General features: G+C 55.5%; 24 protein-coding genes. 16 read left to right on the top strand and 8 right to left on the bottom strand.

Annotated features, from left to right (window positions below; genetic code table 11):
* Positions 1 to 151 precede the first annotated feature (151 nt).
* Positions 152 to 979, bottom strand: a complete 828-nt coding sequence (locus tag METLA_RS21430; protein WP_024298350.1) for a winged helix-turn-helix domain-containing protein — start codon at positions 977 to 979, stop codon at positions 152 to 154.
* Between the two features lie 729 nt (positions 980 to 1,708).
* Here METLA_RS21430 and METLA_RS0109625 point away from each other — a divergent pair.
* From METLA_RS0109625 to METLA_RS0109655, 6 genes are all read left to right on the top strand, one after another.
* Complete coding sequence (locus tag METLA_RS0109625) at positions 1,709 to 4,396, top strand: cation-transporting P-type ATPase (protein ID WP_036282333.1); 2,688 nt, start codon at positions 1,709 to 1,711, stop codon at positions 4,394 to 4,396.
* Positions 4,397 to 4,518: 122 nt separating this feature from the next.
* On the top strand, positions 4,519 to 5,001 hold the full coding sequence (locus METLA_RS0109630) for a VOC family protein (protein WP_024298352.1): 483 nt from the start codon (positions 4,519 to 4,521) through the stop codon (positions 4,999 to 5,001).
* Positions 5,002 to 5,050: 49 nt separating this feature from the next.
* Entirely contained in the window at positions 5,051 to 5,524 is a 474-nt protein-coding gene (locus tag METLA_RS0109635; RefSeq protein WP_024298353.1) for a VOC family protein, read from the top strand.
* Between the two features lie 59 nt (positions 5,525 to 5,583).
* On the top strand, positions 5,584 to 6,462 hold the full coding sequence (locus METLA_RS0109640; protein WP_024298354.1) for a GyrI-like domain-containing protein: 879 nt from the start codon (positions 5,584 to 5,586) through the stop codon (positions 6,460 to 6,462).
* 41 nt (positions 6,463 to 6,503) lie between these two features.
* The gene (locus METLA_RS0109645) at positions 6,504 to 6,863 is read left to right on the top strand and encodes a DUF1428 domain-containing protein (RefSeq protein ID WP_024298355.1); all 360 of its coding nucleotides are present in this window, start codon (positions 6,504 to 6,506) and stop codon (positions 6,861 to 6,863) included.
* A gap of 284 nt (positions 6,864 to 7,147) precedes the next feature.
* The gene (locus METLA_RS0109655) at positions 7,148 to 7,663 is read left to right on the top strand and encodes a hypothetical protein (protein WP_152539416.1); all 516 of its coding nucleotides are present in this window, start codon (positions 7,148 to 7,150) and stop codon (positions 7,661 to 7,663) included.
* A gap of 285 nt (positions 7,664 to 7,948) precedes the next feature.
* On the opposite strand, the gene METLA_RS0109660 is transcribed toward METLA_RS0109655, so the two are convergent.
* From METLA_RS0109660 to METLA_RS0109680, 5 genes are all read right to left on the bottom strand, one after another.
* Positions 7,949 to 8,356: a hypothetical protein gene (locus METLA_RS0109660; protein ID WP_024298357.1), complete on the bottom strand. Its 408-nt coding sequence runs from the start codon at positions 8,354 to 8,356 to the stop codon at positions 7,949 to 7,951.
* A 20-nt stretch (positions 8,357 to 8,376) separates the two neighbouring features.
* Complete coding sequence (locus METLA_RS0109665; protein ID WP_024298358.1) at positions 8,377 to 9,453, bottom strand: metallophosphoesterase family protein; 1,077 nt, start codon at positions 9,451 to 9,453, stop codon at positions 8,377 to 8,379.
* A complete protein-coding gene (locus METLA_RS0109670; protein WP_024298359.1) occupies positions 9,440 to 10,615 on the bottom strand; it encodes a cytochrome-c peroxidase in 1,176 nt (391 codons plus the stop codon). The genes METLA_RS0109665 and METLA_RS0109670 overlap by 14 nt, the downstream gene beginning before the upstream one ends.
* Before the next feature lie 110 nt (positions 10,616 to 10,725).
* A complete protein-coding gene (locus tag METLA_RS0109675; RefSeq protein ID WP_024298360.1) occupies positions 10,726 to 11,331 on the bottom strand; it encodes a TetR/AcrR family transcriptional regulator in 606 nt (201 codons plus the stop codon).
* 50 nt (positions 11,332 to 11,381) lie between these two features.
* Entirely contained in the window at positions 11,382 to 12,296 is a 915-nt protein-coding gene (locus METLA_RS0109680; RefSeq protein WP_024298361.1) for a LysR family transcriptional regulator, read from the bottom strand.
* Positions 12,297 to 12,493: 197 nt separating this feature from the next.
* Here METLA_RS0109680 and METLA_RS0109685 point away from each other — a divergent pair, with 197 nt between their 5' ends.
* Both METLA_RS0109685 and METLA_RS0109690 read left to right on the top strand, forming a co-directional pair.
* Positions 12,494 to 13,075, top strand: a complete 582-nt coding sequence (locus tag METLA_RS0109685) for a beta-class carbonic anhydrase (protein WP_024298362.1) — start codon at positions 12,494 to 12,496, stop codon at positions 13,073 to 13,075.
* A gap of 170 nt (positions 13,076 to 13,245) precedes the next feature.
* On the top strand, positions 13,246 to 13,767 hold the full coding sequence (locus tag METLA_RS0109690; protein WP_024298363.1) for an NUDIX hydrolase: 522 nt from the start codon (positions 13,246 to 13,248) through the stop codon (positions 13,765 to 13,767).
* 52 nt (positions 13,768 to 13,819) lie between these two features.
* On the opposite strand, the gene METLA_RS0109695 is transcribed toward METLA_RS0109690, so the two are convergent.
* The gene (locus METLA_RS0109695; RefSeq protein WP_024298364.1) at positions 13,820 to 14,917 is read right to left on the bottom strand and encodes a DegT/DnrJ/EryC1/StrS family aminotransferase; all 1,098 of its coding nucleotides are present in this window, start codon (positions 14,915 to 14,917) and stop codon (positions 13,820 to 13,822) included.
* A gap of 450 nt (positions 14,918 to 15,367) precedes the next feature.
* Positions 15,368 to 16,297, bottom strand: coding sequence for a Gfo/Idh/MocA family protein (locus tag METLA_RS0109700; RefSeq protein ID WP_024298365.1), 930 nt, complete (start codon positions 16,295 to 16,297; stop codon positions 15,368 to 15,370).
* Between the two features lie 286 nt (positions 16,298 to 16,583).
* On the opposite strand from METLA_RS0109700, the gene METLA_RS0109705 reads away from it, so the two are divergent.
* Genes METLA_RS0109705 through purF form a run of 8 tightly spaced genes read left to right on the top strand, consistent with a single transcriptional unit; the run spans position 16,584 to position 24,377 of the window.
* Positions 16,584 to 17,222 carry a phosphoribosylanthranilate isomerase gene (locus tag METLA_RS0109705; protein ID WP_024298366.1) on the top strand — a complete coding sequence of 213 codons (639 nt, stop codon included), beginning with the start codon at positions 16,584 to 16,586 and terminating at the stop codon, positions 17,220 to 17,222.
* Entirely contained in the window at positions 17,212 to 18,414 is a 1,203-nt protein-coding gene (gene trpB, locus METLA_RS0109710) for a tryptophan synthase subunit beta (RefSeq protein WP_024298367.1), read from the top strand. Before METLA_RS0109705 ends, trpB begins: the two co-directional genes overlap by 11 nt.
* Entirely contained in the window at positions 18,411 to 19,214 is an 804-nt protein-coding gene (trpA, locus tag METLA_RS0109715; RefSeq protein ID WP_024298368.1) for a tryptophan synthase subunit alpha, read from the top strand. The genes trpB and trpA overlap by 4 nt, the downstream gene beginning before the upstream one ends.
* Positions 19,215 to 19,256: 42 nt before the next feature.
* Entirely contained in the window at positions 19,257 to 20,210 is a 954-nt protein-coding gene (gene accD, locus METLA_RS0109720) for an acetyl-CoA carboxylase, carboxyltransferase subunit beta (protein ID WP_024298369.1), read from the top strand.
* A gap of 21 nt (positions 20,211 to 20,231) precedes the next feature.
* Positions 20,232 to 21,506, top strand: coding sequence for a bifunctional tetrahydrofolate synthase/dihydrofolate synthase (gene folC / locus METLA_RS0109725; RefSeq protein WP_024298370.1), 1,275 nt, complete (start codon positions 20,232 to 20,234; stop codon positions 21,504 to 21,506).
* Positions 21,507 to 21,510: 4 nt separating this feature from the next.
* A complete protein-coding gene (locus tag METLA_RS0109730; protein ID WP_024298371.1) occupies positions 21,511 to 22,311 on the top strand; it encodes an SPOR domain-containing protein in 801 nt (266 codons plus the stop codon).
* 17 nt (positions 22,312 to 22,328) lie between these two features.
* Entirely contained in the window at positions 22,329 to 22,841 is a 513-nt protein-coding gene (locus METLA_RS0109735; protein WP_206740949.1) for a CvpA family protein, read from the top strand.
* Between the two features lie 27 nt (positions 22,842 to 22,868).
* Complete coding sequence (purF, locus tag METLA_RS0109740) at positions 22,869 to 24,377, top strand: amidophosphoribosyltransferase (RefSeq protein ID WP_024298373.1); 1,509 nt, start codon at positions 22,869 to 22,871, stop codon at positions 24,375 to 24,377.
* The last annotated feature ends 74 nt before the right edge of the window (positions 24,378 to 24,451 follow it).

Raw genomic sequence — 24,451 nt, forward strand, 5'->3', positions numbered from 1 at the left:
TAAAAACACTTTAGAAAGTGTGCTTTTTCGTTATGTGTATGGACTTTGTACGGCGGCATAGGAACATAGAAATACCCATGCATGGAGAACCGCTGTGCGATATGCCGAGTAAAATAAGTACATGGATCATGGAAGGCAATGAATACCCTGATTAATTCTTTGAAACATTCAGCCTGTATCCAAAGCCTTTTATCGTCAAAATCAGTTTCTGGTTATCATGGACATTTTCTATTTTTTTTCTTAGCAAGTGAATGTATTGATAAAGATCCGATTTTGTGGCTCTATCATTTTTAGGCCAAAGATATTTTATAATTTCTTCAGGCGTAAAAATACGATCAAGATCCGTTGACAAGTATTCAATCAGATCGAACTCCTTGGGAGTCAAATCAATTTTATGCCCCTTTAAAAACAAACTTTTATTGCGGGAATCAATATGGAACTCAGCCAATTCCATGTTGCCGGCAGCATGATGCGGATAGGCAGGATCCCGGACTTCTATTGCTTTACTTTCATCGTAACGACTCTCATTGAATCGAGTGTCCAACCTTCTATCGGGAAACACACGCCTTTCTGAATTTATTCTTCTTTCGGTAAAACAACTTCCGCATAAAACGGTTTTTTTAATAAAACTGTCAATCTCGACAATATCCAATGGGTTATTGATGATCATATCGATCCATGCCGGTGTCTCTTCCAAGGCTGTGTCGCATGATTTTCCATTCAGACCACATATTTTTATCTCCCTGCTTTTGCAGGCCTGCCTTAATAAAGCTGCCTCATGACTCATATCTTCTGTAGCGTTTATCAAATCCAGCGGAATAAAGATTAATTCAGGATTAAAAGAAGCGATTTCATTGATTCCATCTATATCGAATGACGCTTCTGTCATCTGAATATTATTTGAGTAACAGTAACCTTTAAGCATAAATAAAAAATATTGATCATTATAAAAATTCATAATTTTTCTGATTTCCTGCATATTTCTTCTTCCTTGTTATTTTAAAAATTATTTAATCAATGCGCTTGACTTTACGTTAATTTTTTACAAATCAGCCGAACAGGATGGGCGTCGGCTCACCCCTATAGCTTGAAATTATCGGGTAAAGTTACTGATGGGTTAAATACTATCGCCGGAAATTTCCCTTCTCGTTCCGTGATGAAATAATATGCTCATTCCGCATGGGCCTTGGTCCATCCTCAATGTTGGATATTCTGTTCAACGTTACCGCACCATTACGGAGACGCTTGTTTCGCGGTAATTAAAAAATGATTCCTCAGTTACCGGATAGAGATCGAAGACGTGTGTCTGACAGAGTGGGTAAGGACGGTATGGTAATTCTCAACATCATGGGCAAGATTGGAAACTTGATCTCCTATCCAGGTATCCTAGGCGTAAAGTCTGACACGAACCTATCGGATAAATTTTATTGAACTCCCTTATACACCATGAAAGGTGAAAACATAATACGTATGAATACTTATAAGTCGTGTGGATAAGTCCTCGTCAATGCTAAACAGTTTGATTCGGGGCCGTGTAGCAATGTCGAAGAAAGATAGGCATGCGGAAGCGCCTGTATTATTCTAGGAAGCGCGATCGAGCTTCGTGATCAGTGTCGGCGTCGACTATGCAACATCGAAAGATGCAGAAACTTTGTATAAATAGGCTTGACTTTTGATGATCGGTAAAAAAACTTCGGCAAAATCAGACATGCCTGCGTGGCACGCGCTTTCGACCGATGCCGTGTTCCAGGCCCTGGACAGCGGCACGAAAGGGCTCACCGAGCAGGAAGCCAGACAGCGACAGAAGCAGCACGGCTACAATCGGCTGACGCCGGCAACACGCACTGGCACCCTGAAGCGCTTTTTGCTGCAGTTTCATAATGTGCTGATCTATGTCCTGCTGGTCTCGGCCGGCATTACCGCGGCAATCGGACATTGGGTGGACAGCGCGGTGATCCTCGGCGTGGTCCTGATCAATGCGCTGATCGGTTTCATTCAGGAAGGCAAGGCGGAACATGCGCTCAATGCGATCCGCAATCTGCTGACCTACGAGGCGATAGTATTGCGCGACGGCAGGCATCTCAAGATTCCCGCGGAAGAACTGGTGCCGGGAGACGTCGTCAGCCTGGAAAGCGGCGACAAGGTGCCGGCCGATTTGCGTCTGTTGCAGGTCAAAAATTTGCGCGCCGACGAGTCGATGCTGACCGGCGAATCACTCCCGGTCGAAAAAAACATGGCGTCCTCCGAAGATCATGCCGCGCTGGGCGACCGCTTCAGCATGGCCTATTCGAGCGCGCTGATCACTTACGGCACCGCGCACGGCATTATCGTCGCGACCGGCGACAACACCGAGATCGGCCGGATCAGCTCGCTTTTGCGCACAGTGCCGCAATTGACCACGCCGCTCTTAAAGCAGATTGCCGGTTTCAGCCGCTGGCTGACCGTCGCGATTCTGATCCTAGCGCTGGCCGCCTTTGGCTACGGCTGGTTTATCGGGCATTCATCGCTGCAAGACCTGTTCATGTCGGCTGTCGGCATTGCGATGGCCGCGATTCCCGAAGGCCTGCCGGCGATCGTGACGATTACGCTGGCGATCGGCGTGCAGCGCATGGCCGCGCGCAACGCGATCATGCGCCGCCTGCCCGCGGTCGAAACGCTGGGCTCGGTGACCGTGATCTGTTCCGACAAGACCGGCACCTTGACCTGCAACGAAATGACCGTCGAATCGATTTCTGTGAACAACGAAGAGTTCACCGTGGAAGGGGCCGGTTACGACCCACATGGCGATTTTAAACTGGCAGGACTGAGTGCAAGCGTCAACGATTATCCCGAGCTGCGGGAACTGCTGCGCGCGGCGGCGCTCTGCAACAATGCACGGATCGAGCAAGCCAACGGCAACTGGCGGCTGCACGGCGACCCGACCGAAGGCGCACTGATTACGCTCGCGCACAAGGCCGGGCTCGATCCGGACTTGCTGAACCAGGAAATGCCGCGTACCGACAGCATCCCGTTCGAAGCGGAACACCGTTATATGGCAACGCTGCACCACGATCATCTCGGTCATGCGTTCATGTTCATCAAAGGCGCACCGGAGCGGATACTGACGATGTGCAGCCTCGAGCGCCACCATGGCGAGGATCGGCCTATTCGGGTCGCGCACTGGCACCGCGTGTTGGACCAGATCGCAGGCCGCGGTCAGCGCTTGCTGGCGATTGCGTTCAAGACCGAACCTGCGACCCGAAGCCAAATCGAGTTTGCCGATGTCGAGAACGGCCTGACCCTGCTCGGCGTGGTCGGCATGATCGACCCGCCGCGCCCCGAAGCGATCGATTCGGTCCGGAAGTGCCAGAAGGCCGGCATCCGGGTCAAAATGATTACCGGCGATCATGCGGCGACGGCCTCTGCAATCGCCGCCCAACTGCATATCGGCAATGGTTCGGTGCTCAGCGGCGCGGACATCGATCGACTCAGCGACGACGAACTGAAGGTTGCGATTCGCGATGTCGATGTGTTTGCCCGCACCAGTCCCGAAAACAAACTGCGCCTGGTCAGCGCGTTGCAGGCGGACGATCAGGTGGTCGCGATGACCGGCGACGGCGTCAACGATGCGCCGGCGCTCAAACGCGCCGATGTCGGGGTGGCGATGGGCAAGAATGGCACCGAGGTCGCGAAAGAAGCCAGCGAAATGGTGCTGGCCGACGACAATTTCGCCTCGATCGTGCATGCGGTCGAGGAAGGACGCAGCATCTACGAAAACCTGAAAAAATCGATCATCTTCATCCTGCCGACCAGCGGCGGCGAGGCGTTGACGATCGCCGCCGCGATCATGACCGGCGAAGCCCTGCCGATTACCCCGGTGCAGATACTCTGGGTCAACATGATCACCGCCGTCACGCTGTCGCTGACGCTGGCCTTCGAGCCGACCGAGAGAAGGATCATGCGGCGTAAACCGAGAGATCCGCATGAGCCGCTACTGTCGGGATTTTTGGGATGGCGTATTCTGTTTGTCTCGCTGATCCTGGTGAGCGGCACCTTCGGGTTGTTCTTACATCAACAAGCCCTCGGCGCTTCGGTGGCGGAGGCGCGGACGATAGCAGTCAATACACTGGTACTGTTTGAAATGTTCTATGTTTTCAACAGCCGCTACCTGTATCAGTCGGTTCTGAGTCCGCGCGGCCTGTTCGGAAACGGCACCATCTGGTTCGCCGTCTTTGTGTTGACGGGTTTCCAGCTGGCTTATACCTATTGGCCTCCGATGCAGACCTTATTCGGCTCGGTCGATCTCGACCTGCCGACCTGGGGCTTGATGATCGCGGTCGCGTCCAGCGTCTTCTTTCTGGTCGAGATCGAGAAGTTTTTTATCCGCTTGTTCATGAATAAAAAATCAAACGGCTGAGCCACTTTTTGTGGACAGTTATGTCGAAAAGGATCATCCCTTTCGATGATTTTAACCCATCGGCGCAGCCCATTGAAAACGGTTGCGGCACGCTTGAGCAACTTTGTATTGAGGAGACCACTATGAACAACGCAGAAAATCCCGCGAATTCAGCCTGCATGCCCGGCGTTATCCCTCACCTGGTCTGCGCCGGCGCGGCCGCAGCCATCGATTTCTATGCCAAGGCTTTCGGAGCAACCGAAATGATCCGGCTTCCCGCCGCGAACGGCAAGCTGATGCATGCCTGTTTAAGCCTCAACGGCGCTGCCGTGATGCTGGCGGACGAATGTCCGGAACAAGGCATGCTCGGGCCCAAATCCCTGAAAGGCACGCCGGTGACGATCCACCTGACGGTTCCGGACGTGGATGCGTTGTTCAGCCAAGCCGTGAATGCCGGCGCCACCGTGATCATGCCGGTTGCGGACATGTTCTGGGGCGACCGCTACGGTATCGTCGAGGATCCATTCGGACACCGCTGGTCGATGGCGACACATCAACGTCAGTTGACGAAAGAGGAGCTAATCGAAGCGGCGCGCGCTGCCGAAGACGCCTGTCTCAAAAAATGATGCACCGCCGGCTCGGTCCGGTTATTCCCAACCTTTCAGGAGTGTTGCGATGTCGAAGATTACGCCTTTTTTATGGTTCGACGGCCAAGCCGAAGCGGCGGCGAATTTTTATGTTTCGGTTTTCGAAGATTCGAAACTGCTCAATGTGTCCCGTTACGGTGACGGCGCGCCGATGCCCAAGGGCACGGTCATGGCGGCCAGCTTTCTGCTGGCGAACCAGGAGTTCATCGCCTTGAACGGCGGGTCGCAGTTTACCTTCTCGCCGGCCATCTCGTTCGTCGTGAACTGCGAGACCCAGGATGAAATCGATCATTATTGGGAGAAATTGGCCGACGGTGGGGCACATCTGCAATGCGGCTGGCTGCAGGACCGCTACGGCGTATCCTGGCAGGTCGTTCCGGCCATTTTGGGCCAGTTGATGTCCGACAGTGAGTCCGCCAGGGCGCAGCGGGTCATGACGGCGATGCTGCAAATGGGCAAGCTGGATATCGAAGCGCTGCAACAGGCGCATCGCGGCGACTGACAGAAGCCGCCGGATCAAATCATCAACAAAAGCTACCTTGCAATCAGGAGACACAGCCTATGAAAGTCATGGTCATGGTCAAAGCCAGCCCAAGTTCCGAGTCCGGAACAATGCCGAGCGAGGCATTGTTGGCTGCAATGGGCCAATTCAACGAAGAGCTGGCCAAGGCCGGCATCCTGCTCGCGGGCGAAGGCCTCCAGCCCAGTTCAAAAGGCGTTCGAGTCCGTTTTTCCGGCCGGCAGCGCACGGTCATCGCCGGGCCGTTCATCGAAACCAAGGAACTGGTCGCGGGCTATTGGCTTTGGCGGGTCAAGTCGATGGAAGAAGCGATCGACTGGGTCAAACGCTGCCCGAATCCGATGCCGGAAGAGTCCGAGATCGAAATCCGCCCTTTGTTCGAAGCCGACGATTTCGGCGACGCCTTCACCCCGGAACTGCGCGAACAGGAAGCAGGCATCCGGGCCATGGCCCTGGGACTTGGCGCCGTCCGTTTTGAAAATCTGGAAAATCGCACGATAGCCGGGTTAAACGCACGCTTTTCCCTGGAAACGCTCGGCAATATCCCTCTGCATTGGCAGCGCTTCGTGCCGCATTTGGGCCATATTCCGGGTCAAATAGGCAAGACGGCTTACGGCGTTTGCTGGAACCCCGGCGAAGGATGCAGTTTCGATTACCTGGTCGGCGTCGAGGTCGACGATACCGCGCATTTACCATCAGGCTTCGAGCATCTGCAATTGGCGGCCGGGAGATATGCCGTGCTGACTCATGTCCAACACGTCGGATCGATCAAACAAACGATTGATGCCATCTGGACGCAATGGGTACCGGACTGCGGGATTCATATCGCGTCGCTACCCTGGTTCGAGCGCTACACCGAAGCATTCGACCCGGCCACGGGACTCGGCGGCGTCGAGATTTGGCTGCCCTTGGCCGAATAAACACAAACCACTACAGCTTTTCTTTTGTAGGAGATACCATCATGGCTTATATCGACGGCTTTTTACTGCCATTGCCCACCAGCAACATCGACGAATACCGCCGGCAAGCGCAAGCAGCCGGACAAATCTGGATCGAGCACGGCGCGTTGGCGTTCCAGGAATGCATAGCGGACGACATGACGCCCCAGGGCTCGCTGACTTTTCCGGAACTGATCAAAACGCAGGCGGGCGAAACGGTCGTCTTCTCGTATATCGTCTTCGAGTCGCGCGAACATCGCGATCAGGTCAATGCCAAGGTGATGGCGGACCCGCGCCTCAAAAACCTGTGCGATCCCGACAACATGCCGTTCGATTGCAAGCGGATGGCTTATGGCGGATTCAACAGTTTGGTCTCGCTTTGAGCTTACTGCTCGCGCAAAATGATAAGGTGCAATTCAATGACGATAGGCGGCCGAATTCGGCCGCATGTATGCTTGAACATCTGGCGTATGTCTCTGTCGCTAATGCGCCCTACAGCATTTATTTATTGCTTTAAAAATCACTCAGGATAGCCGTATCTGATCATCGCCTTATTTTTGGATGACATCCCTTTGAAAAATAGGGCTAACGTCATCCATTTGTTGCAAGGAAAACTTGGATGAGGAAAGATACACGGAATCTGTATAATCATTTATTAGACACGCTTATGGACAAATCTGATCAACAATGTAAAGACGTTTATGCCCATTACGGTTTGGCAATGTTTTGCGCCCAATGTTTAGAACAGGCCATAATCATTCAAATTCTATTTTTGGATCATATGCCAAATGCTGTGGCTGCATTTACAACAGAAGAGGAATGGATTCAAAATTTTGACGAATTTATCGGTCATGCCTCGTCTAAAACGATGGGACAACTACTTGGAAAATTACAAAAGTTGGGTATTCCCTGCGATGAACCAAGCCAAGACCTCAAGACGGCATTGAAAAAACGCAATTGGTTAGCACATTGTTACTTTCCTGAACGAGCTGTGGAATTCATGAATGAACAAGGTCGCTTAGAAATGATCTCAGAACTGGAAACTACCCACGCATACTTTAGACAAGTAGAGAATAAGGTTAATCGGATAACTGATGAGGTTTCTGTAAAGTATGGGCTAACAGATGGAGTGAAAGAAAAAATGATGGCTCAAATGTTAACGGAAATAAAAGCTGACATTTAAGTACCAGTGAAATACAACGTATCTAGCCTTTTTCTGGTTCCCACGTGCCACGTGGTAACCCAGTGCGGACGCGCCTGCGTCCCGTATCGCGACGCAGGCGCATCGTGACTGCATTCCCGCGCGGCGCACGGGAACGAGTCAGGTACGGGACGCATTGCTCCCCTTTTTGATGCCAATTCAAGCTAGAAACCTTGGCAATCGGAATAGATTGTTAGCCTGAATGCTGAAAACGGGTCAAATATTCCACCAGATTTATTGAATGGTGGGTGGTTCGCACCCTACAGCTCAATGTTTACCCGGCTCCAGCTTCACGCCGCGCCTCTCATAAGCCACATACGCCTGCAACGCGATCATCTTCGGATCGTCGGCGGCTAACGGCTGGCCTTCCAAAGGATTGCGCAAGCACCAGTTGATCATTTCCCACAGCGGAATCACCTTGCCGATCTGCTTCTGGAATTTCGGATAGGTTTCGGGATGCGTGTTCGCCGCGTTCGGATGGCATTGCCCGCAGGCGACGCCGTTCGTGCCCAGGGTCGGACTGGTCCACAGTTCCCTGCCCTGTTTCACGACTTCCATGAATTGCCCTTGCCAGCGCTCAAGGTCGTCCTTGCTGAATTCGTCAGCCTGAACCGAAGCAGCGGCCATCAGCGCCGCCAGCCCCAAAACCGATGTTTTTGTGTACAAGCATTTCATAACTTATTCTCCAAGGCGGATTAAAAATGGCTTTGCGGCGGAATTCGCGCGCCTTCGGACTGGTACTCTGCATCGACCGGTTTTTTGGCGGCCTTGTCGAAACCCACGCTACGGCCGGTGTTTTCAGGCAGCAGGTAATTGAGATCGACATGGCCGCTCGCGACGTTGATGAACTGCCAGCCGGTCGCATCGCGTTCGAAGAACGGGTCGGCGCGGTTCATCGGCACGGTCAGTTTCGGCAGGTATTGCTCGGCCTGCGCATAAGTTGAAGGATACGGCCACGGCCAGGCGGTCGCCATCACCGAGTTGAAACTGATATTGCCGATCTGATTGTATTGAATCTGATGTACATGACCGTAAATCACCGAAACCTTGTTGAAAGGCTTCAACAAGGCCTGAATCTGCTCGGCGTCCTCGGTCCAGAAATTCCAGCCCTTGTAAATCTTTTGCAGCGGCGAATGCGAAAACACAACGATCGGGGTCGATTTCTGAATCTTTTCCAGATTTTTTTTCAACCATTGGCGCTGTTCGTCGCCAACCATGAATGGCGAACTGTTCGGATTGTCGAGGCCAGCCATTTCCAGCATGCGCTGTTCATTGCTCGGCCAGCGGTGGTAGGTCCAGTCGTCGTAAGTGCGGATGCTGTTCAGTACGATGAAATGCACGCCCTTGTGATCGAAACTGTAATACTGCGGGCCGAACAGCTTTTCCCAGTAAGCGCCGAGATCCAGGTAATAGTCGTGCTCGCCCATCACATAGCGGGTTTTATATTTCAACGCCGATAGGATTTCGGCGCCATGATCAAGCTCCGGCGCCGAACCCAATTGCGCGAGATCGCCGCCGAACATCACGAAGTCCGGTTTCGGAGTCAACAGATTGGCTTCGGCGACCGCGCGGATCAGACCGCGGTCCCAGTTTCTGACGAAACGGTTACCTTTGATCTGTTGAATGTGCGCATCCGATATATATGCAAAGGTGAAGTTCTGCTGCGCATCGGCAAAGGCCAGTTCGACTAGGCTGATCGGCAGGGTGCTGCCGAGCGCCAGGGCGCCGGAGGTTTGCAGGAAATGGCGGCGGCTGCGATTAATGTGATTCATGTCCTGCCTCCTGTTGGGCTGCGGCTGTGACGGTTTGAGCAAACTGCGGGCTGGTCAGCGCTTTCAGAAATTCGACCAGATCATTGATCTGCGCCTCGGTCAGATTCAAGGGCCGAATCCCGCCGCTCAGAAAATCGTTGACCTTGGCGTCGGCCGGCGTCACGCCGCCGTTGTTGTAATGGATCACCACCTCTTTCAGCGTTTTCAGACTGCCGTCGTGCATGTACGGCGCGGTCAGGTCGATGTTGCGCAAGGTCGGCGTCTTGAACGCGCCGATCGCGGTCATCTTGTCGGTCACCGCGAAACGGCCGAGCTCGGAAGATTTCTTGTCGGTCAGCACGATCTGATCGACGTCGCCGCCCTTCGCTTTCGCCTCCAGAGACGCGCTGGCCAGACGCGGCACATCGTCCTGAATCGCATTGATGCCGATGCCGATGTTATGGAACTTGCTGTCGGTGAACAGGGCCTGATCGTTTTCGATCGTGTGACAGGAAACACAACGGCCTTGGTCGATGAACAACTGGAAGCCGCGCACTTGCGCCGCGTTCAACGCGCGCTTGTCGCCTTGGATGTAATAGCGGTCGAAGGGCGAGTTGCCGGACACGATGGAACGTTCGAAACTCGCGATAGCCTTCGCGACATGGTCCATCGTCAACTTCGCGTCAGCGACGCCGAACACTTCCGTAAACGCTTTTTTGTAGTCCGGATCGGTGCGCACGATCTGCAGGATCGGTTCATGATTGGCCAGGCCGCCTTCGACCGGATTGACGGGCGGCTGTTTGGACTGGCCTTCCAGATCGGGCTCGCGGCCGTCCCAAAACTGCGAGGTGTAAAACGCCGCATTGACCACGGTCGGCGCGTTGCGCGTGCCGGTCAGACCATGATGGCCGGTCGAGAATTGTTTGCCGTCGGTGAACGCGTGTTTTTCGCTGTGGCAGGTCGCACAACTGACCGTGCCGTCGATCGAGAAGCGCGCGTCGTGAAAAAGCTTGTCGCCGAGCGCAATCTTCGCCGGCGTCTGCGGATTGTCGGCCGGAATCGGCACCGGCGGCAGACCGAGCAGTGGATTGGCTGCCGGGGGATTCGTCTCGGGGGCGGCCGTTGTTTGCGCCTGCGCAAACAACGCGGTGATGCTGAGCGTCAGCACGGAGAGTAAACGCATCGGAGCCTCCATCGGTTTGCTTCATACAGATGGATAATAGACCGGAAAAGTGCCGCAACGTTCTCCACTCTTCAGCAAAACGGTAAGTTCCACCGGCAGCGTGGAGAAATCTACCGCCTGTCCTGACGCCGCCAACTGTCGAGGAAGTGCCTAACCAGCAGCTTCACGCTCGCATTCATGTCGTCCGCGCCGACGGCCGCGAACTTGCCGGTCAGCGACAACATGCAGATACCGTGGATGCCGCCCCATAACGTCCGCGCGGCCTGTTTGGCCTGCGCCTCGCTTCGGTCCTCGGCCAGTTGTTTGAATTCCGCTTCGAAACGCGAAAACGCGCGTTCGATTTTTTCTTGGTACCAGTCCGGTAGTTCCCCGCCCTCCGGCTGGCGATGCTCGAAGATAAGACTCCAGCAATTGAAGTGGCGGTCGGCAAAGTTCAGGTAAATCTCCGCGATCGCTTCGATCGCCTGTGCCGGCGCTTGAGGCGGCATGTTGTCGAACTGCTCGCTCAACGCATCGAGCGTGCGGGCGTTCAATTGCAGCACCAGATCGTTCATGTTCTCGAACACCATATAGATGCTGCCGACCGTATAGCCGATTTCGAACGCGACATTGCGCATCGTCAGCGCCTTGCTGCCTTCTTCGGCGACCAGCGTTTCGGCGGCCTGAAGCACCATGGCCTTGATTTCTGGGAGTGTATGTTGGCTTCTTCTTGCCATTCTGTTTTAGGTTGTTGATTAAAGACTCGGCGACAGCATCAGGCCGCTTGTCAAATCGTCCGGTCCGCGCTGGACGGACTGTTTTCCGCGAAATAACGGACCATAAAATCGACAAACGTGGTCAGTTTGGCCGGCAAAAAGCGCCGCTGCAAATAAGTCGCATAAATCGCCAGCGACGGAATCCGAAATGCCTGCAACACTTCGACCAGTTTGCCCTCCGCCAGATAATTCGCGACCGAAAATTCCGGCGCCTGGGTAATGCCCATGCCCAACGCCGCGGCCTGGCACAGGGCGCGGCCGTTGTTCGAGGCGAAATGCCAATTCGTTTTGATCTTGACCTCGTCGTTGCCGGCATGGAAAATCCAGTAATCGCGGTGTGGCGTATCCATGTAATGCAGGCAGCGGTGTTCGCTGAGTTCCTCGATGCATTCCGGTTTGCCGTGCGCTGCGATATACTCCGGCGATGCATAAACGCACAGACGCGTCTCGGCGATTTTCCGGGCCACCACGCCGAGGTCCAGGGTGTCGGTGACCAGAATCGACAGATCGAAATTGCCCTCGCCGAGATTCACATGACTGTTGCGCAAGGTCATCAAAATTTTGACGTCCGGGTACTCGCGCTGATAGGCCTCGATCGCCGGCACCATGAACAAGCCGCCGAAGTCGATCGGCGCTATGATTTTCAACACCCCGCGCACGTTTCTGCCGAGCTGCGAGGTCGATTCGTCCAGTTCCAGAAAATCGTCCAGCAATTGCTTGCCGCGGTGATAGTAAATCTCTCCGGCCTCGGTCAGGCTGATCTGGCGCGTCGTCCGGTTCAGCAAGGCAACGCCGAGCGATTCTTCCAGTTGCGCCATGTATTTGGTTATCATCATCGCGGACAGATTCATTTCGCGCGCAACCGCCGCGAAAGTACCGAGTTCGACGATACGGCAAAATACCCGCATGTTGTTCAATTTGTCCATGGCTGCCAACTATAAACTATAGATTTATATTTTATAAATTTTTAACTCTATTTAAAGTCTGGGTTTAGTCGGGTATATTGCGCAGCGGAGATAGTTAGAAGAAGCCGCTTGGCCCTGTGCATCGAAAGAGACAAGACCAAGCGGTTTTTTTATATCAACCGATTTTCGATCCTAAATAATAACGATAAGAGGCACTCATGAGCAAAATACTGAATGAAGTTCTAGCCGCCAACCGCGACTATGCCAACAATTTTGGCGATAAAGGCAATTTGCCGATGCCGCCGGGCCGGCACTTCGCGATTCTGACCTGCATGGACGCCCGCCTCGATCCGGCCAAGTATGCGGGCCTGTCCGAAGGCGACGCCCACGTGATCCGCAATGCCGGCGGCCGCGCCAGCGACGATGCGATCCGCTCGCTGGTCATTTCCTACAAACTGCTCGGCACCCGCGAATGGTTCGTGGTGCATCATACCGATTGCGGTATGGAGACCTTTACCGACGACATCATGCGCCGCCTGCTGAACAGCAGCCTGAAAACCGCGTCGATCGACGCCAGCGGCTGGCATGACAGCGGCCAGGGTCCGGGCTCCGCCGAAGGCAATTATATCGACTGGCTGACGATCCCGAACCAGGAACAAAGCGTGCTCGAAGACGTTACCCGTATCAGGAATCACCCTTTGGTGCCGCGCGACATTCCGGTTTACGGTTATATCTATGATTGCAAATCAGGACGCTTGATCGAAGTTCCCTCTGCAACAGAAGCCGGAAAGGCAGTTTAAGCATCCTCCGTGCCATCCGCCCGCGCCCTCTGGGCGCGGGCGGAGACCTTATGCTGTCATATTGCCCTCGCCCACTTATCCCCATTATCGGCCTGACCGAAATGGCCAAATGGCGCTGCGCTTCCGCCGCGAAGGCTTACCGGAAACGCACGATCCGCAGACATAAAATCATGAAGCCACTCCCTCATCAAGAACTTCTCGCGATCGTCGATCAAGACGACAACGTCATCGACACCTGCGCCCGGCACATCGTGCATGCAACGGGCCTCATGCACCGTGCGGTGCATATTCTGGTATTCGACGAATCCGGCCGCCTGTTCCTGCAAAAACGCTCGATGAGCAAGGACCTGAATCCGGGGCTCTGGGATACCTCGGCCGCAGGGCACGTCGATGCGCATGAAGATTATGATGCCAGCGCGCTCAGGGAACTGCGCGAGGAACTCGGCGTCGAGCACGACGGCCCGATCGCGCCGATGCTCAAGCTTCCGCCAACCCTTGAAAACGGCATGGAGTTCGTCCAGGTCTATCGGATCATGCATAACGGCCCGTTTGTACTGGCGGCGGACGAGATCGACGCCGGCGACTGGTTTACGCCCGGCGAGATCGACGCCCGCGTGCAGGCCGATGACTTAGAGCTGACGCCGACCTTCAAGATGCTTTGGCGGCACTGGGGGGGCACGGCGAGCGCTTGACGCCCCTATCCTACTTCGCTAGCGGGCGGCAAAGCGCCGCCCGCCCGGCCGATCAGCCCTGCAATGCCCCGCGGATCACCGCCACGATCATTCTGATCGTTGACTCGTCCAGCTCCGAACAGATTGGCAAAGACAAACAGTTCGCCGCGACCTGTTCGGTCACCGGCAGTTTGACGCCGGCGCAGGCTTCCTTGAACACGTTTTGCCGATGCAACGGCACCGGATAATACACCGCGCAGCCGATCTGCTTTTCCTGCAAGGCCTTCATCACCTCGTCGCGGCGGTCGCATAGCAAGGTGTATTGGTGATACACGTGCTCGCCGACGCCGTCCTCAAAAGGCGTCGCCAACGGCAGATCGGCCATCAGCTCCGAATACAGATGCGCGGCACGGCGGCGCGCCTGATTGTAGCGGTCAATGCGCTTCAGCTTGGCGCGCAAAATCACCGCCTGCATTTCATCCAGTCGGCTGTTGTAGCCGATGATGTCGTGATAATAGCGCACTTTCGAGCCGTGATTGTGCAGCATCTTGAGCGTTTCGGCGGCGGCATCGGAGTTGGTCACGACCAGGCCGCCGTCGCCGTAGGCGCCGAGGTTTTTGCTCGGAAAGAAGCTGTAAGCGCCCGCATCGCCGATCGCGCCGGTCTGTTTGCCGTTGATCGAGGCGCCGAAAGACTGGCAGCAATCCTCGATCAGTTTCAGATCGTACTGCTTGCAGATGTCGGCGATCCGCGTCATATCGGCCGGCTGGCCGAACAGATGCACCGGCATGATAGCCTTGGTAAGCGGCGTAATCGCCTGCTCGATCGCCTCCGGCGAGATGTTGAAGGTCTTGGGATCGATGTCAACAAACACCGGCTTCGCGCCGACATAGCAGATCGCCTCGGCGGTCGCGATGAAGGTGAACGCGGTCGTGATCACTTCATCGCCGGGCCCGATGCCTTCCGCGATCAGCGCCAGGTGTAGCGCATCGGTGCCGGAGGCGACGCCGATAGCATGCTTGACGCCCAGATAATCGGCGCATTCCTGTTCGAAAGCCTGCACGTTCGGGCCCAGAATGAACGAGCAGTTCGCGATCGTTTCGGCCAGGCCGCGCTCGACTTCGTCCTTGATTTCAGCGTACTGCGCCTTCAGGTTTACCATTGGTATCATGTTATCTTCCTAAATGTCTCTAAATTCAGTAATGTCCACCGAGAAAATTCCTTTCTAGGTAGGGTGGATAAGCGAAGCGCATCCACCAACGCTGGCCCACAGTGGTGGATGCGCTTCGCTTATCCACCCTACGCATAATCTTAACTGATGTTACGCACGATTAAATATCCACGAAAAACTCAAAAAGCACGAAAAAATGGATAAGGAAATTTGATGCAAAGAAGGCAGTTACAAAACTTGTTACGCCTCCATCATTGTTGAAATAAAAGCGCTTTTCGCTGCACCGTGAGTGCATAAAGGCGCAGTGCTGAATTACCTGAAAGCGACGGCAATGCACCTGGACTTGCTGCTCAACTTTGACCACTATCCGAAAGCAACGGCTGACCGGATTGAGTTATGAAATTTTTCGTGCCTTTCGTGTTTTTTGTGGACAATGCCTAACATCAGATCTTAATTTAGCAGCTCCGTAATCCTGATCGCGGTCGCGAGCGCCCTTCTCCCGGCTTCTCCCGGCACCAGCGGTTTTTCGCCGCTTTGGATGCAGGCGATAAAATGTTTGATTTCTTCGAGCAAGGCGTCGCTGGTCGCGAACACCGATTCTTCGGTCACGATCTCCGGAATGCCGGGGAACATTTCTTTGTCGCCGGTGCGGTGCTTGGTCAGCACACGGTTCTGGAAATCGACCGATACATACGAAGACGGCCGGAACAGCCGCATCTTGCGCTCCAGCTTCATGCTGATCCGGCTCGCGGTCACATTCGCGACGCAGCCGTTCTTGAACTGCAAACGGGCGTTCGCGATGTCGGTGCCCTGGGTTAAGACGGCGGTGCCGCTCGCGTCGATCCGCTCGACCTCCGAATCGACCAGCGCCAGGATGATGTCGATGTCATGAATCATCAAGTCGAGCACGACGCTGACATCGTTCGCGCGCGGATTGAACGGCGCCAGCCGGTGCGATTCGATGAACAGCGGCTTTTCTTCTTTATCGAGCCCGAGCACGGCCGGGTTGAAGCGCTCCAGATGGCCGACCTGCAAAATCCGGTTTTTCTCTTTTGCAATCGCGATCAGTTCGTCGGCTTCTTCGAGCGTGACCGTGATCGGCTTTTCGACCAGCACATGCGCGCCGGCCAAGAGAAAATCCTTCGACACGCTGTGATGCAGCGTCGTCGGCACGACCACGCTGACCGCATCGACCTGACCCAGGAGTTCCCGGTAATCGGTCAACGCCTTGGCGCCGTGTTTTTCGGCGATGTTGCGGGCGGCCGCTGCATCGATGTCGACGACCGCGACCAGTTCCGCATCCGGCAGCGAGGCGTATTTTTCCGCGTGAAACTTGCCGAGATACCCCGTGCCGATCACCGCGCATTTTAATTTTTTCATCTGTGTTTTCCGGCTATCCGCGTCGGCATCAGATCAACCCGCCTGTTTTGCCGACGCAACAAACCGTCCATTGTAATGGATGCGTTGATTTAAGCAAATGGCGCAATCTCGCAATGCTCAATCGAGGCCGGCTTCCGCAAGCCTGACCGCCAAACCGGTGCGTTTTCGGCGCGTAGCGAAAAAAATCTCCTCCCTCCAAAACCGCCCAATAATCGAGCCCGGCCGGCCAATCGATTTATGTTATCCTATAGGGCTTGGTTTTTTTCATAAATTCCCATATCACTTTATGCGAACTCGCGTTAAAATTTGCGGTTTTACTCGCGCCGAGGATGCGGTACAGGCCGCCAGGCTCGGGGCCGATGCGATCGGGTTGGTGTTTTATCCGCCAAGCCCTAGGAATGTCGACATCGATCAGGCGCTGCGGATAACCGCCGCCCTGCCCGCGTTTACGACGGTCGTCGCGTTGTTTGTCGACGAAGAGGAAGCCAGGATACGCGAGATTTTGCAGAAAGTGCCGATCGATTGCCTGCAGTTTCACGGCGACGAACCGAGCGATGCCTGCCGGATTTACAATAAACGCTATATCAAGGCGGTCAGGGTCAGACCTGAAACCGATATTGCGGCACTGGCAGGGCACTATTACGATGCGGCGGGCTTGCTTTTGGATGCCTGGCATCCGGATGCGAAAGGCGGCACCGGCAGCCTTTTCGATTGGAACAGGATTCCCGAACACTGCGGCTTGCCGATCATTTTGGCGGGCGGGTTGAATGCGGAGAACGCCTATGATGCGGTACGGACGGTCAAACCTTATGCGCTGGATGTCAGCAGCGGGGTGGAAGCGGCCAAAGGTGTCAAGGATGCGGCCAGAATGGCGGCATTTTTGACAGAAGTTAATAAGGGTGACAGAACAAATTATGACAGATAAATACAATATGCCCGATGCTCGGGGCCATTTCGGCCCTTACGGCGGAACCTTCGTCGCGGAAACGCTGATCCTGCCGATCCAGGAACTCAATGAAGCTTATCATCGCTATATGCAGGACCCGGAATTCCTGGCCGAACTGGATGACGATTTGCAGCATTATGTCGGCCGGCCGTCACCGCTGTATCATGCCGAGCGCTGGAGCCGCGAACTCGGCGGCGCGCAGATTTATCTGAAACGCGAAGACCTGAACCATACCGGCTCGCACAAGATCAACAACACGGTCGGCCAGGCCTTGTTGGCCAAACGCATGGGCAAGACCCGGATCATCGCCGAAACCGGCGCCGGCCAGCACGGCGTCGCGACCGCGACCGTCGCCGCCCGCCTCGGCCTCGAATGCGTGGTCTACATGGGCGCGGTCGATGTCGCGCGCCAATCGCTGAACGTGTACCGGATGAAGCTTTTGGGCGCTAAGGTCGTCGCGGTCGAATCCGGCTCGAAAACACTGAAAGACGCGCTGAACGAAGCCCTGCGCGACTGGGTCACCAATGTCGACAACACTTTCTACATCATCGGCACGGTCGCAGGACCGCACCCGTATCCGGCGATGGTCCGCGACTTTCAGACCATTATCGGCCGCGAAGCGAAGCAGCAATGCCAGGACATGACAGGGCGCCTGCCCGATGCGCTGGTCGCCTGCGTCGGCGGCGGCTCGAACGCGATCGGCCTGTTTTATCCGTTCATCGATGACGAGACGGTCAAACTGTACGGCGTCGAAGCGGCCGGCGACGGCATCGAAACCGGACGCCATTCGGCCCCGCTGTCGGCCGGACGCCCCGGCGTACTGCACGGCAACCGCACTTATTTGATGGCTGACGACGACGGCGAAATCATCGAAACCCATTCGATCTCGGCGGGACTCGATTATCCGGGCGTCGGCCCCGAGCATGCCTGGCTGAAAGACACCGGCCGCGCGAATTATGTCAGCATCACCGACAACGAAGCGCTGGATGGTTTCTATGCGTTGACGCGGATGGAAGGCATCATTCCGGCGCTCGAATCGAGCCACGCGATGGCTTATACGATGAAACTGGCGCCGACGATGAACAAAGACCAGATCATCATTGTCAATCTGTCCGGCCGCGGCGACAAAGATATGCAAACGATGGCCAAACGCGAGGGAATTTTACTGTGAGCCGATTAGCCGCCAAATTTGAAGAACTGTCCCAAAACGGCCGCAAGGCGCTGATCCCTTTCATTACCGCGGGCGATCCGAACCCCGATTTCACGGTACCGCTGATGCACGCGATGGTGCAGGCCGGCGCCGACATCATCGAACTGGGCGTGCCGTTTTCCGATCCGATGGCCGACGGCCCGGTGATTCAGCGCGCCAGCGAGCGCGCGCTCGAACACAAGATGAGCCTCCGCCGCACCTTGGCGATCGCAATGGAGTTTCGCCGCACCGACACGAAAACGCCGTTGGTCGTGATGGGTTATTTAAACCCGATCGAAGCGATGGGCTATGAAGGCTTCGCGAATGCGGCACAGAGAGCCGATATCGACGGCGTCTTGACCGTCGACCTGCCGCCCGAGGAAGGCGAGGCCTGCGCGGCCGAACTGAAGGCGCGCGACATCGATACGATCTTTTTGCTGGCGCCGAACAGCAGCGCCGAGCGGATCAAAAAAATGGGCGAGATCGGTTCCGGCTACCTCTATTATGTCTCGCTGAAAGGCGTGACCGGCGCGGGCCATCTGAATACCGCCGACGTAGAACAAAAACTGAAAGAAATCCGCGCGAACGCAAGCCTGCCGGTCGGCATCGGCTTTGGCGTGAAAGACGCGGAAACCGCGAAAACCGTGGCTTCACTAGGCGACGGCGTGGTGGTCGGCAGCGCGCTGATCAGCAAAGTCGAAGCGAATCTGGACGATCCGGAGCGCGCAAAAACAGAAATCGTCGAGTTGCTGGCCGCGATGCGCCAGGCGATGGATAATTAAAAAAATCACGGCGTCACGACGCTACTACGAGGCAGATAACGAATGAGTTGGTTTCAGAAACTGGTTCCGTCAACGATCAGAACGGAAAACTCCAATAAAAAAGGAGCCGTGCCTGAAGGCTTGTGGAATAAATGCCCCAGCTGCAATGCGATTCTTTACAATCTGGAACTGGAAAGAAATCTGCATGTGTGCCCGAAATGCGAACACCATATGCGCATCTCGGCCCGCACCCGGCTGGACATTTTTCTGGACGAGGAAGGCCGCGAGGAAATCGGCAAGGGCGTCAAACCGACCGATCCTTTGAAATTCAGGGACAGCAAAAAATACAAGGACCGCATCGTTCAAGCGCAGAAACAAACGAAGGAAAGCGATGCGCTGATCGTGATGAGAGGCAAGCTGAAGGGGGCCGACATCGTCGCGGCCGCGTTCGATTTCAGTTTCATGGGCGGTTCGATGGGTTCGGTCGTCGGCGAGCGCTTCATGCGCGGCGTGAACAGGAGCCTGGAGCTCGGCTGCCCTTTCATCGTGTTTACCGCGAGCGGCGGCGCCCGGATGCAGGAATCGTTGTTTTCGCTGTTCCAGATGGCGAAGACCAGCGCCACGCTGACCAAATTGTCGGAAGCGGGCATCCCCTACATTTCGTTCATGACCGACCCGACCATGGGCGGCGTCTCGGCGAGCCTTGCGATGCTCGGCGACATCAACGCAGCCGAACCGAACGCGCTGATCGGTTTTGCCGGCCCCCGCGTGATTGAACAGACCGTGCGCGAAAAACTGCCCGAAGGCTTTCAGCGTAGCGAGTTTTTGCAGGAACACGGTGCGGTCGACATGATCATCGACCGCCGCGACATCCGCGACAAAATCGCCAACATCCTGAGTATGTTGTCGCCGGTCAAGATCGAACCCTTGGCGCGCCTGGAATATCTCCACGAGCCCGAACCGGAAAGCGTCGATGACGCGGCCGGAGAAAGTCAAATCGTAGCAGAAGACGAGTAGTCGATTACCCCCCTATCCTTGATGCCGCGTTTCAATACGCTAAAAGAGTGGCTGGCCTGGCAAGAAAGCCTGCATCCTTTAGCAATCGACCTGGGACTGGAACGCGTCGCGCGCGTTTTTGCTGCGCTCGATCCGAATTACCGGAAACCGGCCACGATTACCGTGGCCGGCACCAACGGCAAAGGTTCCTGCGTCGCCTATCTCGAAACAATTTACCGGGCGCAGGGCTATCGGGTCGGCGCTTACACCTCTCCGCATATCTTGCGCTACAATGAACGTATCAAGATCGACGGCGTCCCGGCCGCCGACGAGTTGATCTGCGAGGCATTCGCCCGCATCGAAGCGGCTCGCCAAGACATATCGCTCAGCTATTTTGAATTCGGCACGCTGGCCGCACTCGATATTTTCTCGCGTCATCAAGTCGATATTCAGATCCTGGAAGTCGGCATGGGCGGTCGTCTCGACGCGGTCAATATCGTCGACCCGGATGTGGCCCTGATCAGCAGCATCGGCATCGATCATGTCGATTGGCTCGGCCAGACCCGCGAGGAGATAGGCGCCGAAAAAGCCGGCATTTTCCGCAGCGGATCGCCGGCGATCATCGGCGACCCGGAACCGCCCGCCTCGCTGATCCGATGCGCCAACGACAAAAATGCTAGACTGTTTTGCATAAACCATGACTTCAGCTATCGAAAAACCGAGGCCGGCTGGGATTGGCATTGCGGCGACCAGCGCCTCGAGAATTTGCCGCCGCCGGCCCTGAAAGGCGAACATCAATACCGAAATGCATCTTCGGCGATCCTGGCGGTCAAACAACTATCGGCCATGCTGCCGGTCGGCACCGAGGCGATCCGCCAGGGCCTTGAAAATGTAAAACTGTCCGGCCGATTTCAATTGATTGATGGTAAAATCCCTCTCCTGTTGGATGTAGGGCATAATCCCGAGGCCGTAAAAACCCTGGTCGCGTATCTGCGGGAACATTGTCAACACATGCGCATTCGCGCGCTGTTTTCGATGATGAAGGACAAGGACATCAAAAGCGTGCTCGAACTGATGCATCCCTTGGTTTACGATTGGTTTTTCGCGCCGCTGCCGAATCCCAGGGCGACCAACGAGACACAAATGCGCGCCATTTTCGAGCAATGCGGCATCCAGGATACGCATTTCGGCTTTCAAAATTTTACCGAGGCGTTTGCCGCCGCAAAAAACCGCTTGCAAGAAGGCGATCTGCTGCTGGTTTTTGGCTCATTTTTTTTGGTATCCGATTGCCTCTCCGCGCTAGACAAAGGTGAATGACGAAATGGATCAAGAACTGAAACAACGATTGATCGGTGCGGCTGTCGTCACGGCGCTCGCGGCCATTTTTATCCCGATGCTGTTCGACGATCCGGTCGACACCAGCGGCCAGACGGTCAGCGAAATGACGATTCCGGAAGCGCCGGCCAATACGCCTAATGCCGCCGAAAGCAAATTGCCTACGAATGCCGCGAGCGTCGAAAACGCGGCCGGCAATGCGTTATCGCCTGCCAATCCGCCGGCAACGGATTTTAACGCCGGAGGCATTGAAAAGATCGAGCCCGGCCTGCAGGAAAACGCGCCTGTCGATTACGAGCCGCCCGCCGATGTGGAGCCCGGCGCCGATGCCGAAGCGGCCCCGGAGGAGGAGGCCGAAAGCATCCCGCCCGAGCCGGAACCGATCATAGAGCAAGCTCCGCCGGCACCGAAGAAAAGCACGCCGGCCAAAGCTATCGCGCCGAAAGCCATCGCTCCGGTTTCCGAGCAGACCCTGCCGGCTCCCGTGGTGAAGCCCGTGCCGGCGAAACCGGTAGAGGCTCCGGCCGCCAAACCTGCGCCCAAAAGCTCGACGAAATTCGAGCGCTGGACTATCCAGGCCGGCAGCTTCACCAAAAAAGAAAACGCGGCCTTGCAACGCGATAAGCTGCGTAAACTCGGATTTCCCGCCACGCTGGAAACCTTGTCCACCGGTCAAGGCACCATCTACCGCCTGAAAATCGGCCCCGAACTGGACAAACAACGTGCGCTCGACATACGGAACCGTCTGAATCAGCAAAATATCAAAACGATTATCCTGGCCGAGTGATGGCAGCGGTCCAGAACATGACCCAGTTTTTTACTCAACTGCTCTGGATAGATTATGCGATTGTGGTTTTACTGATATTTTTCTTATTGATCGGCCTGCTGCGCGGCGTCGCGCTGGAGACGCGCGCGCTGGCCTGCTGGCTGCTCGCGGGCACGGTCGCTTGGTATTTCGCGGATGACTTTACCCGCGTAATGAATTCGCCAATCACGAATCCGAAGGCGCAAATCGCCATCGCCTTCGGCATACTGTTCGTGCTGACACTGACGGTCAGCTCACTGATTTTTATGATCTACCGTTTCAAGAAAAAACGCACGTATCCTTCTCTATGGGGACATTTCGCCGGCATGCCGGTGGCTTTGCTGCGGGGCCTGATATTTGTGAATATTCTGGTGCTTTTTGCCGGCCTCACGCCGTTGCCCAGGGATAGCTGGTGGCAGGAATCCAAATTTCTGCCGTATTTTCAGAACTCCGCCACTTGGCTCAAAACCCGTTTTCCAACCGGCTTCGCCGGCTTTCTTCATTATTCTTAACTTTTAATAAGGCTTGGATTTATCGACATGTGTGGTATTGCAGCAATTGTTTCCCATCAATACGTCAACCAGGAGCTGTTCGATGCGCTCACGGTTCTGCAACATCGGGGACAGGATGCCGCCGGGATCGTGACCTGCGAAAACGGTCGCCTGCATTTGCGCAAGGAGAACGGCCTGGCCCGCGATGTCTTCACCAATGCGCAAATGCTGAAACTGAAAGGCAACATGGGCATCGCGCATGTGCGCTATCCGACTGCCGGCTGCACCAGCTCGGCCGAAGCGCAGCCTTTCTATGTGAACTCGCCGTTCGGCCTGACCTTGGCGCACAACGGCAACCTGACCAACACCGATGAACTCAAAAAGGCCCTGTTCGTCGAGGATCAGCGCCACATCAACACCGATTCGGATTCGGAAGTGCTGCTGAACGTGTTCGCGCACGAACTGCAAAGCCTCGGCAAGCTGGACTTGAGCGTCGACGACGTGTTCGAGGCGGTACGCGGCGTGCATCGCCGCTGCCGAGGCGCCTATGCGGTCGTGATCATGATCACCGGCGTCGGCATCTTGGGCTTCCGCGACCCGCACGGCATACGGCCTATCGTGTACGGCGAACGCAAATCCGACAAAGGCTCCGAATTCATGATCGCCTCCGAAAGCGTCGCACTCGACGTGCTCGGCTTCGAGCTGATCCGCGATATCGAACCGGGCGAAGCGGTCTTCATCGAAGAATCCGGCGAGCTGCATACCCAGCAATGTTCCGACACGGTCGATCATTGCCCCTGCATCTTCGAATATGTCTATTTCGCGCGTCCCGACTCGATCATCGACGACATTTCGGTCTATAAGGCGCGCCTGCGGATGGGCGAAAAACTGGCCGAAAAAATTCAACGCGAATGGCCCGACCACGACATCGACGTCGTAATTCCGATCCCGGACACCAGCCGCACCGCCGCGCTGCAAATGGCCAACAAGCTGGGCGTCAAATTCCGCGAAGGCTTCATCAAAAACCGCTATATCGGCCGCACTTTCATCATGCCCGGCCAAAAAATGCGCGAAAAATCGGTCCGGCAAAAGCTGAACGCGATCGGTCTCGAATTCGAAGGCAAAAACGTGTTGCTGGTCGATGATTCGGTGGTCAGAGGCACGACCTCTGCACAAATCATCCAGATGGCCCGCGACGCCGGCGCGAAAAAAGTCTATTTCGCCTCCGCCGCGCCTCCGGTCCGCTATCCGAACGTTTACGGCATCGACATGCCGGCCGCGCATGAACTGATCGCGCACAACCTTTCCGAGGACGAAGTCGGCAAGGCGATCGGCGCGGACCGGATCATCTATCAGGATTTGCAGGATCTGATCGACGCGGTGCGCAAAGGCAATCCCGACATCAAGCATTTCGATACGTCCTGCTTCAGCAAGGAATACATCACCGGCGACATCGACGATGCCTATCTCGACCATATTGAAGGCCTGCGCAACGACCATGCGCAAGGACAGCGCAATGCCGAGAATTTCATCATCGAAATGCAGAATTGCGAATAAAAAATACGCGCAAGCAGGGTTGGTCGGGTGGCGCTAGCGCAGCCCGACCACATATTTAAGGAATCTCGATACCC

The organism is Methylomicrobium lacus LW14, from assembly GCF_000527095.1.
GTDB lineage: Bacteria > Pseudomonadota > Gammaproteobacteria > Methylococcales > Methylomonadaceae > Methylomicrobium > Methylomicrobium lacus.

Coding starts and splice junctions, on each gene's coding strand:
- METLA_RS21430 (WP_024298350.1), bottom strand. CDS start 979: ATGCAGGAAATCAGAAAAATTATGAATTTTTATAATGATCAATATTTT.
- METLA_RS0109625 (WP_036282333.1), top strand. CDS start 1,709: ATGCCTGCGTGGCACGCGCTTTCGACCGATGCCGTGTTCCAGGCCCTG.
- METLA_RS0109630 (WP_024298352.1), top strand. CDS start 4,519: ATGAACAACGCAGAAAATCCCGCGAATTCAGCCTGCATGCCCGGCGTT.
- METLA_RS0109635 (WP_024298353.1), top strand. CDS start 5,051: ATGTCGAAGATTACGCCTTTTTTATGGTTCGACGGCCAAGCCGAAGCG.
- METLA_RS0109640 (WP_024298354.1), top strand. CDS start 5,584: ATGAAAGTCATGGTCATGGTCAAAGCCAGCCCAAGTTCCGAGTCCGGA.
- METLA_RS0109645 (WP_024298355.1), top strand. CDS start 6,504: ATGGCTTATATCGACGGCTTTTTACTGCCATTGCCCACCAGCAACATC.
- METLA_RS0109655 (WP_152539416.1), top strand. CDS start 7,148: ATGGACAAATCTGATCAACAATGTAAAGACGTTTATGCCCATTACGGT.
- METLA_RS0109660 (WP_024298357.1), bottom strand. CDS start 8,356: ATGAAATGCTTGTACACAAAAACATCGGTTTTGGGGCTGGCGGCGCTG.
- METLA_RS0109665 (WP_024298358.1), bottom strand. CDS start 9,453: ATGAATCACATTAATCGCAGCCGCCGCCATTTCCTGCAAACCTCCGGC.
- METLA_RS0109670 (WP_024298359.1), bottom strand. CDS start 10,615: ATGCGTTTACTCTCCGTGCTGACGCTCAGCATCACCGCGTTGTTTGCG.
- METLA_RS0109675 (WP_024298360.1), bottom strand. CDS start 11,331: ATGGCAAGAAGAAGCCAACATACACTCCCAGAAATCAAGGCCATGGTG.
- METLA_RS0109680 (WP_024298361.1), bottom strand. CDS start 12,296: ATGGACAAATTGAACAACATGCGGGTATTTTGCCGTATCGTCGAACTC.
- METLA_RS0109685 (WP_024298362.1), top strand. CDS start 12,494: ATGAGCAAAATACTGAATGAAGTTCTAGCCGCCAACCGCGACTATGCC.
- METLA_RS0109690 (WP_024298363.1), top strand. CDS start 13,246: ATGAAGCCACTCCCTCATCAAGAACTTCTCGCGATCGTCGATCAAGAC.
- METLA_RS0109695 (WP_024298364.1), bottom strand. CDS start 14,917: ATGATACCAATGGTAAACCTGAAGGCGCAGTACGCTGAAATCAAGGAC.
- METLA_RS0109700 (WP_024298365.1), bottom strand. CDS start 16,297: ATGAAAAAATTAAAATGCGCGGTGATCGGCACGGGGTATCTCGGCAAG.
- METLA_RS0109705 (WP_024298366.1), top strand. CDS start 16,584: ATGCGAACTCGCGTTAAAATTTGCGGTTTTACTCGCGCCGAGGATGCG.
- trpB (WP_024298367.1), top strand. CDS start 17,212: ATGACAGATAAATACAATATGCCCGATGCTCGGGGCCATTTCGGCCCT.
- accD (WP_024298369.1), top strand. CDS start 19,257: ATGAGTTGGTTTCAGAAACTGGTTCCGTCAACGATCAGAACGGAAAAC.
- folC (WP_024298370.1), top strand. CDS start 20,232: ATGCCGCGTTTCAATACGCTAAAAGAGTGGCTGGCCTGGCAAGAAAGC.
- METLA_RS0109730 (WP_024298371.1), top strand. CDS start 21,511: ATGGATCAAGAACTGAAACAACGATTGATCGGTGCGGCTGTCGTCACG.
- METLA_RS0109735 (WP_206740949.1), top strand. CDS start 22,329: ATGACCCAGTTTTTTACTCAACTGCTCTGGATAGATTATGCGATTGTG.
- purF (WP_024298373.1), top strand. CDS start 22,869: ATGTGTGGTATTGCAGCAATTGTTTCCCATCAATACGTCAACCAGGAG.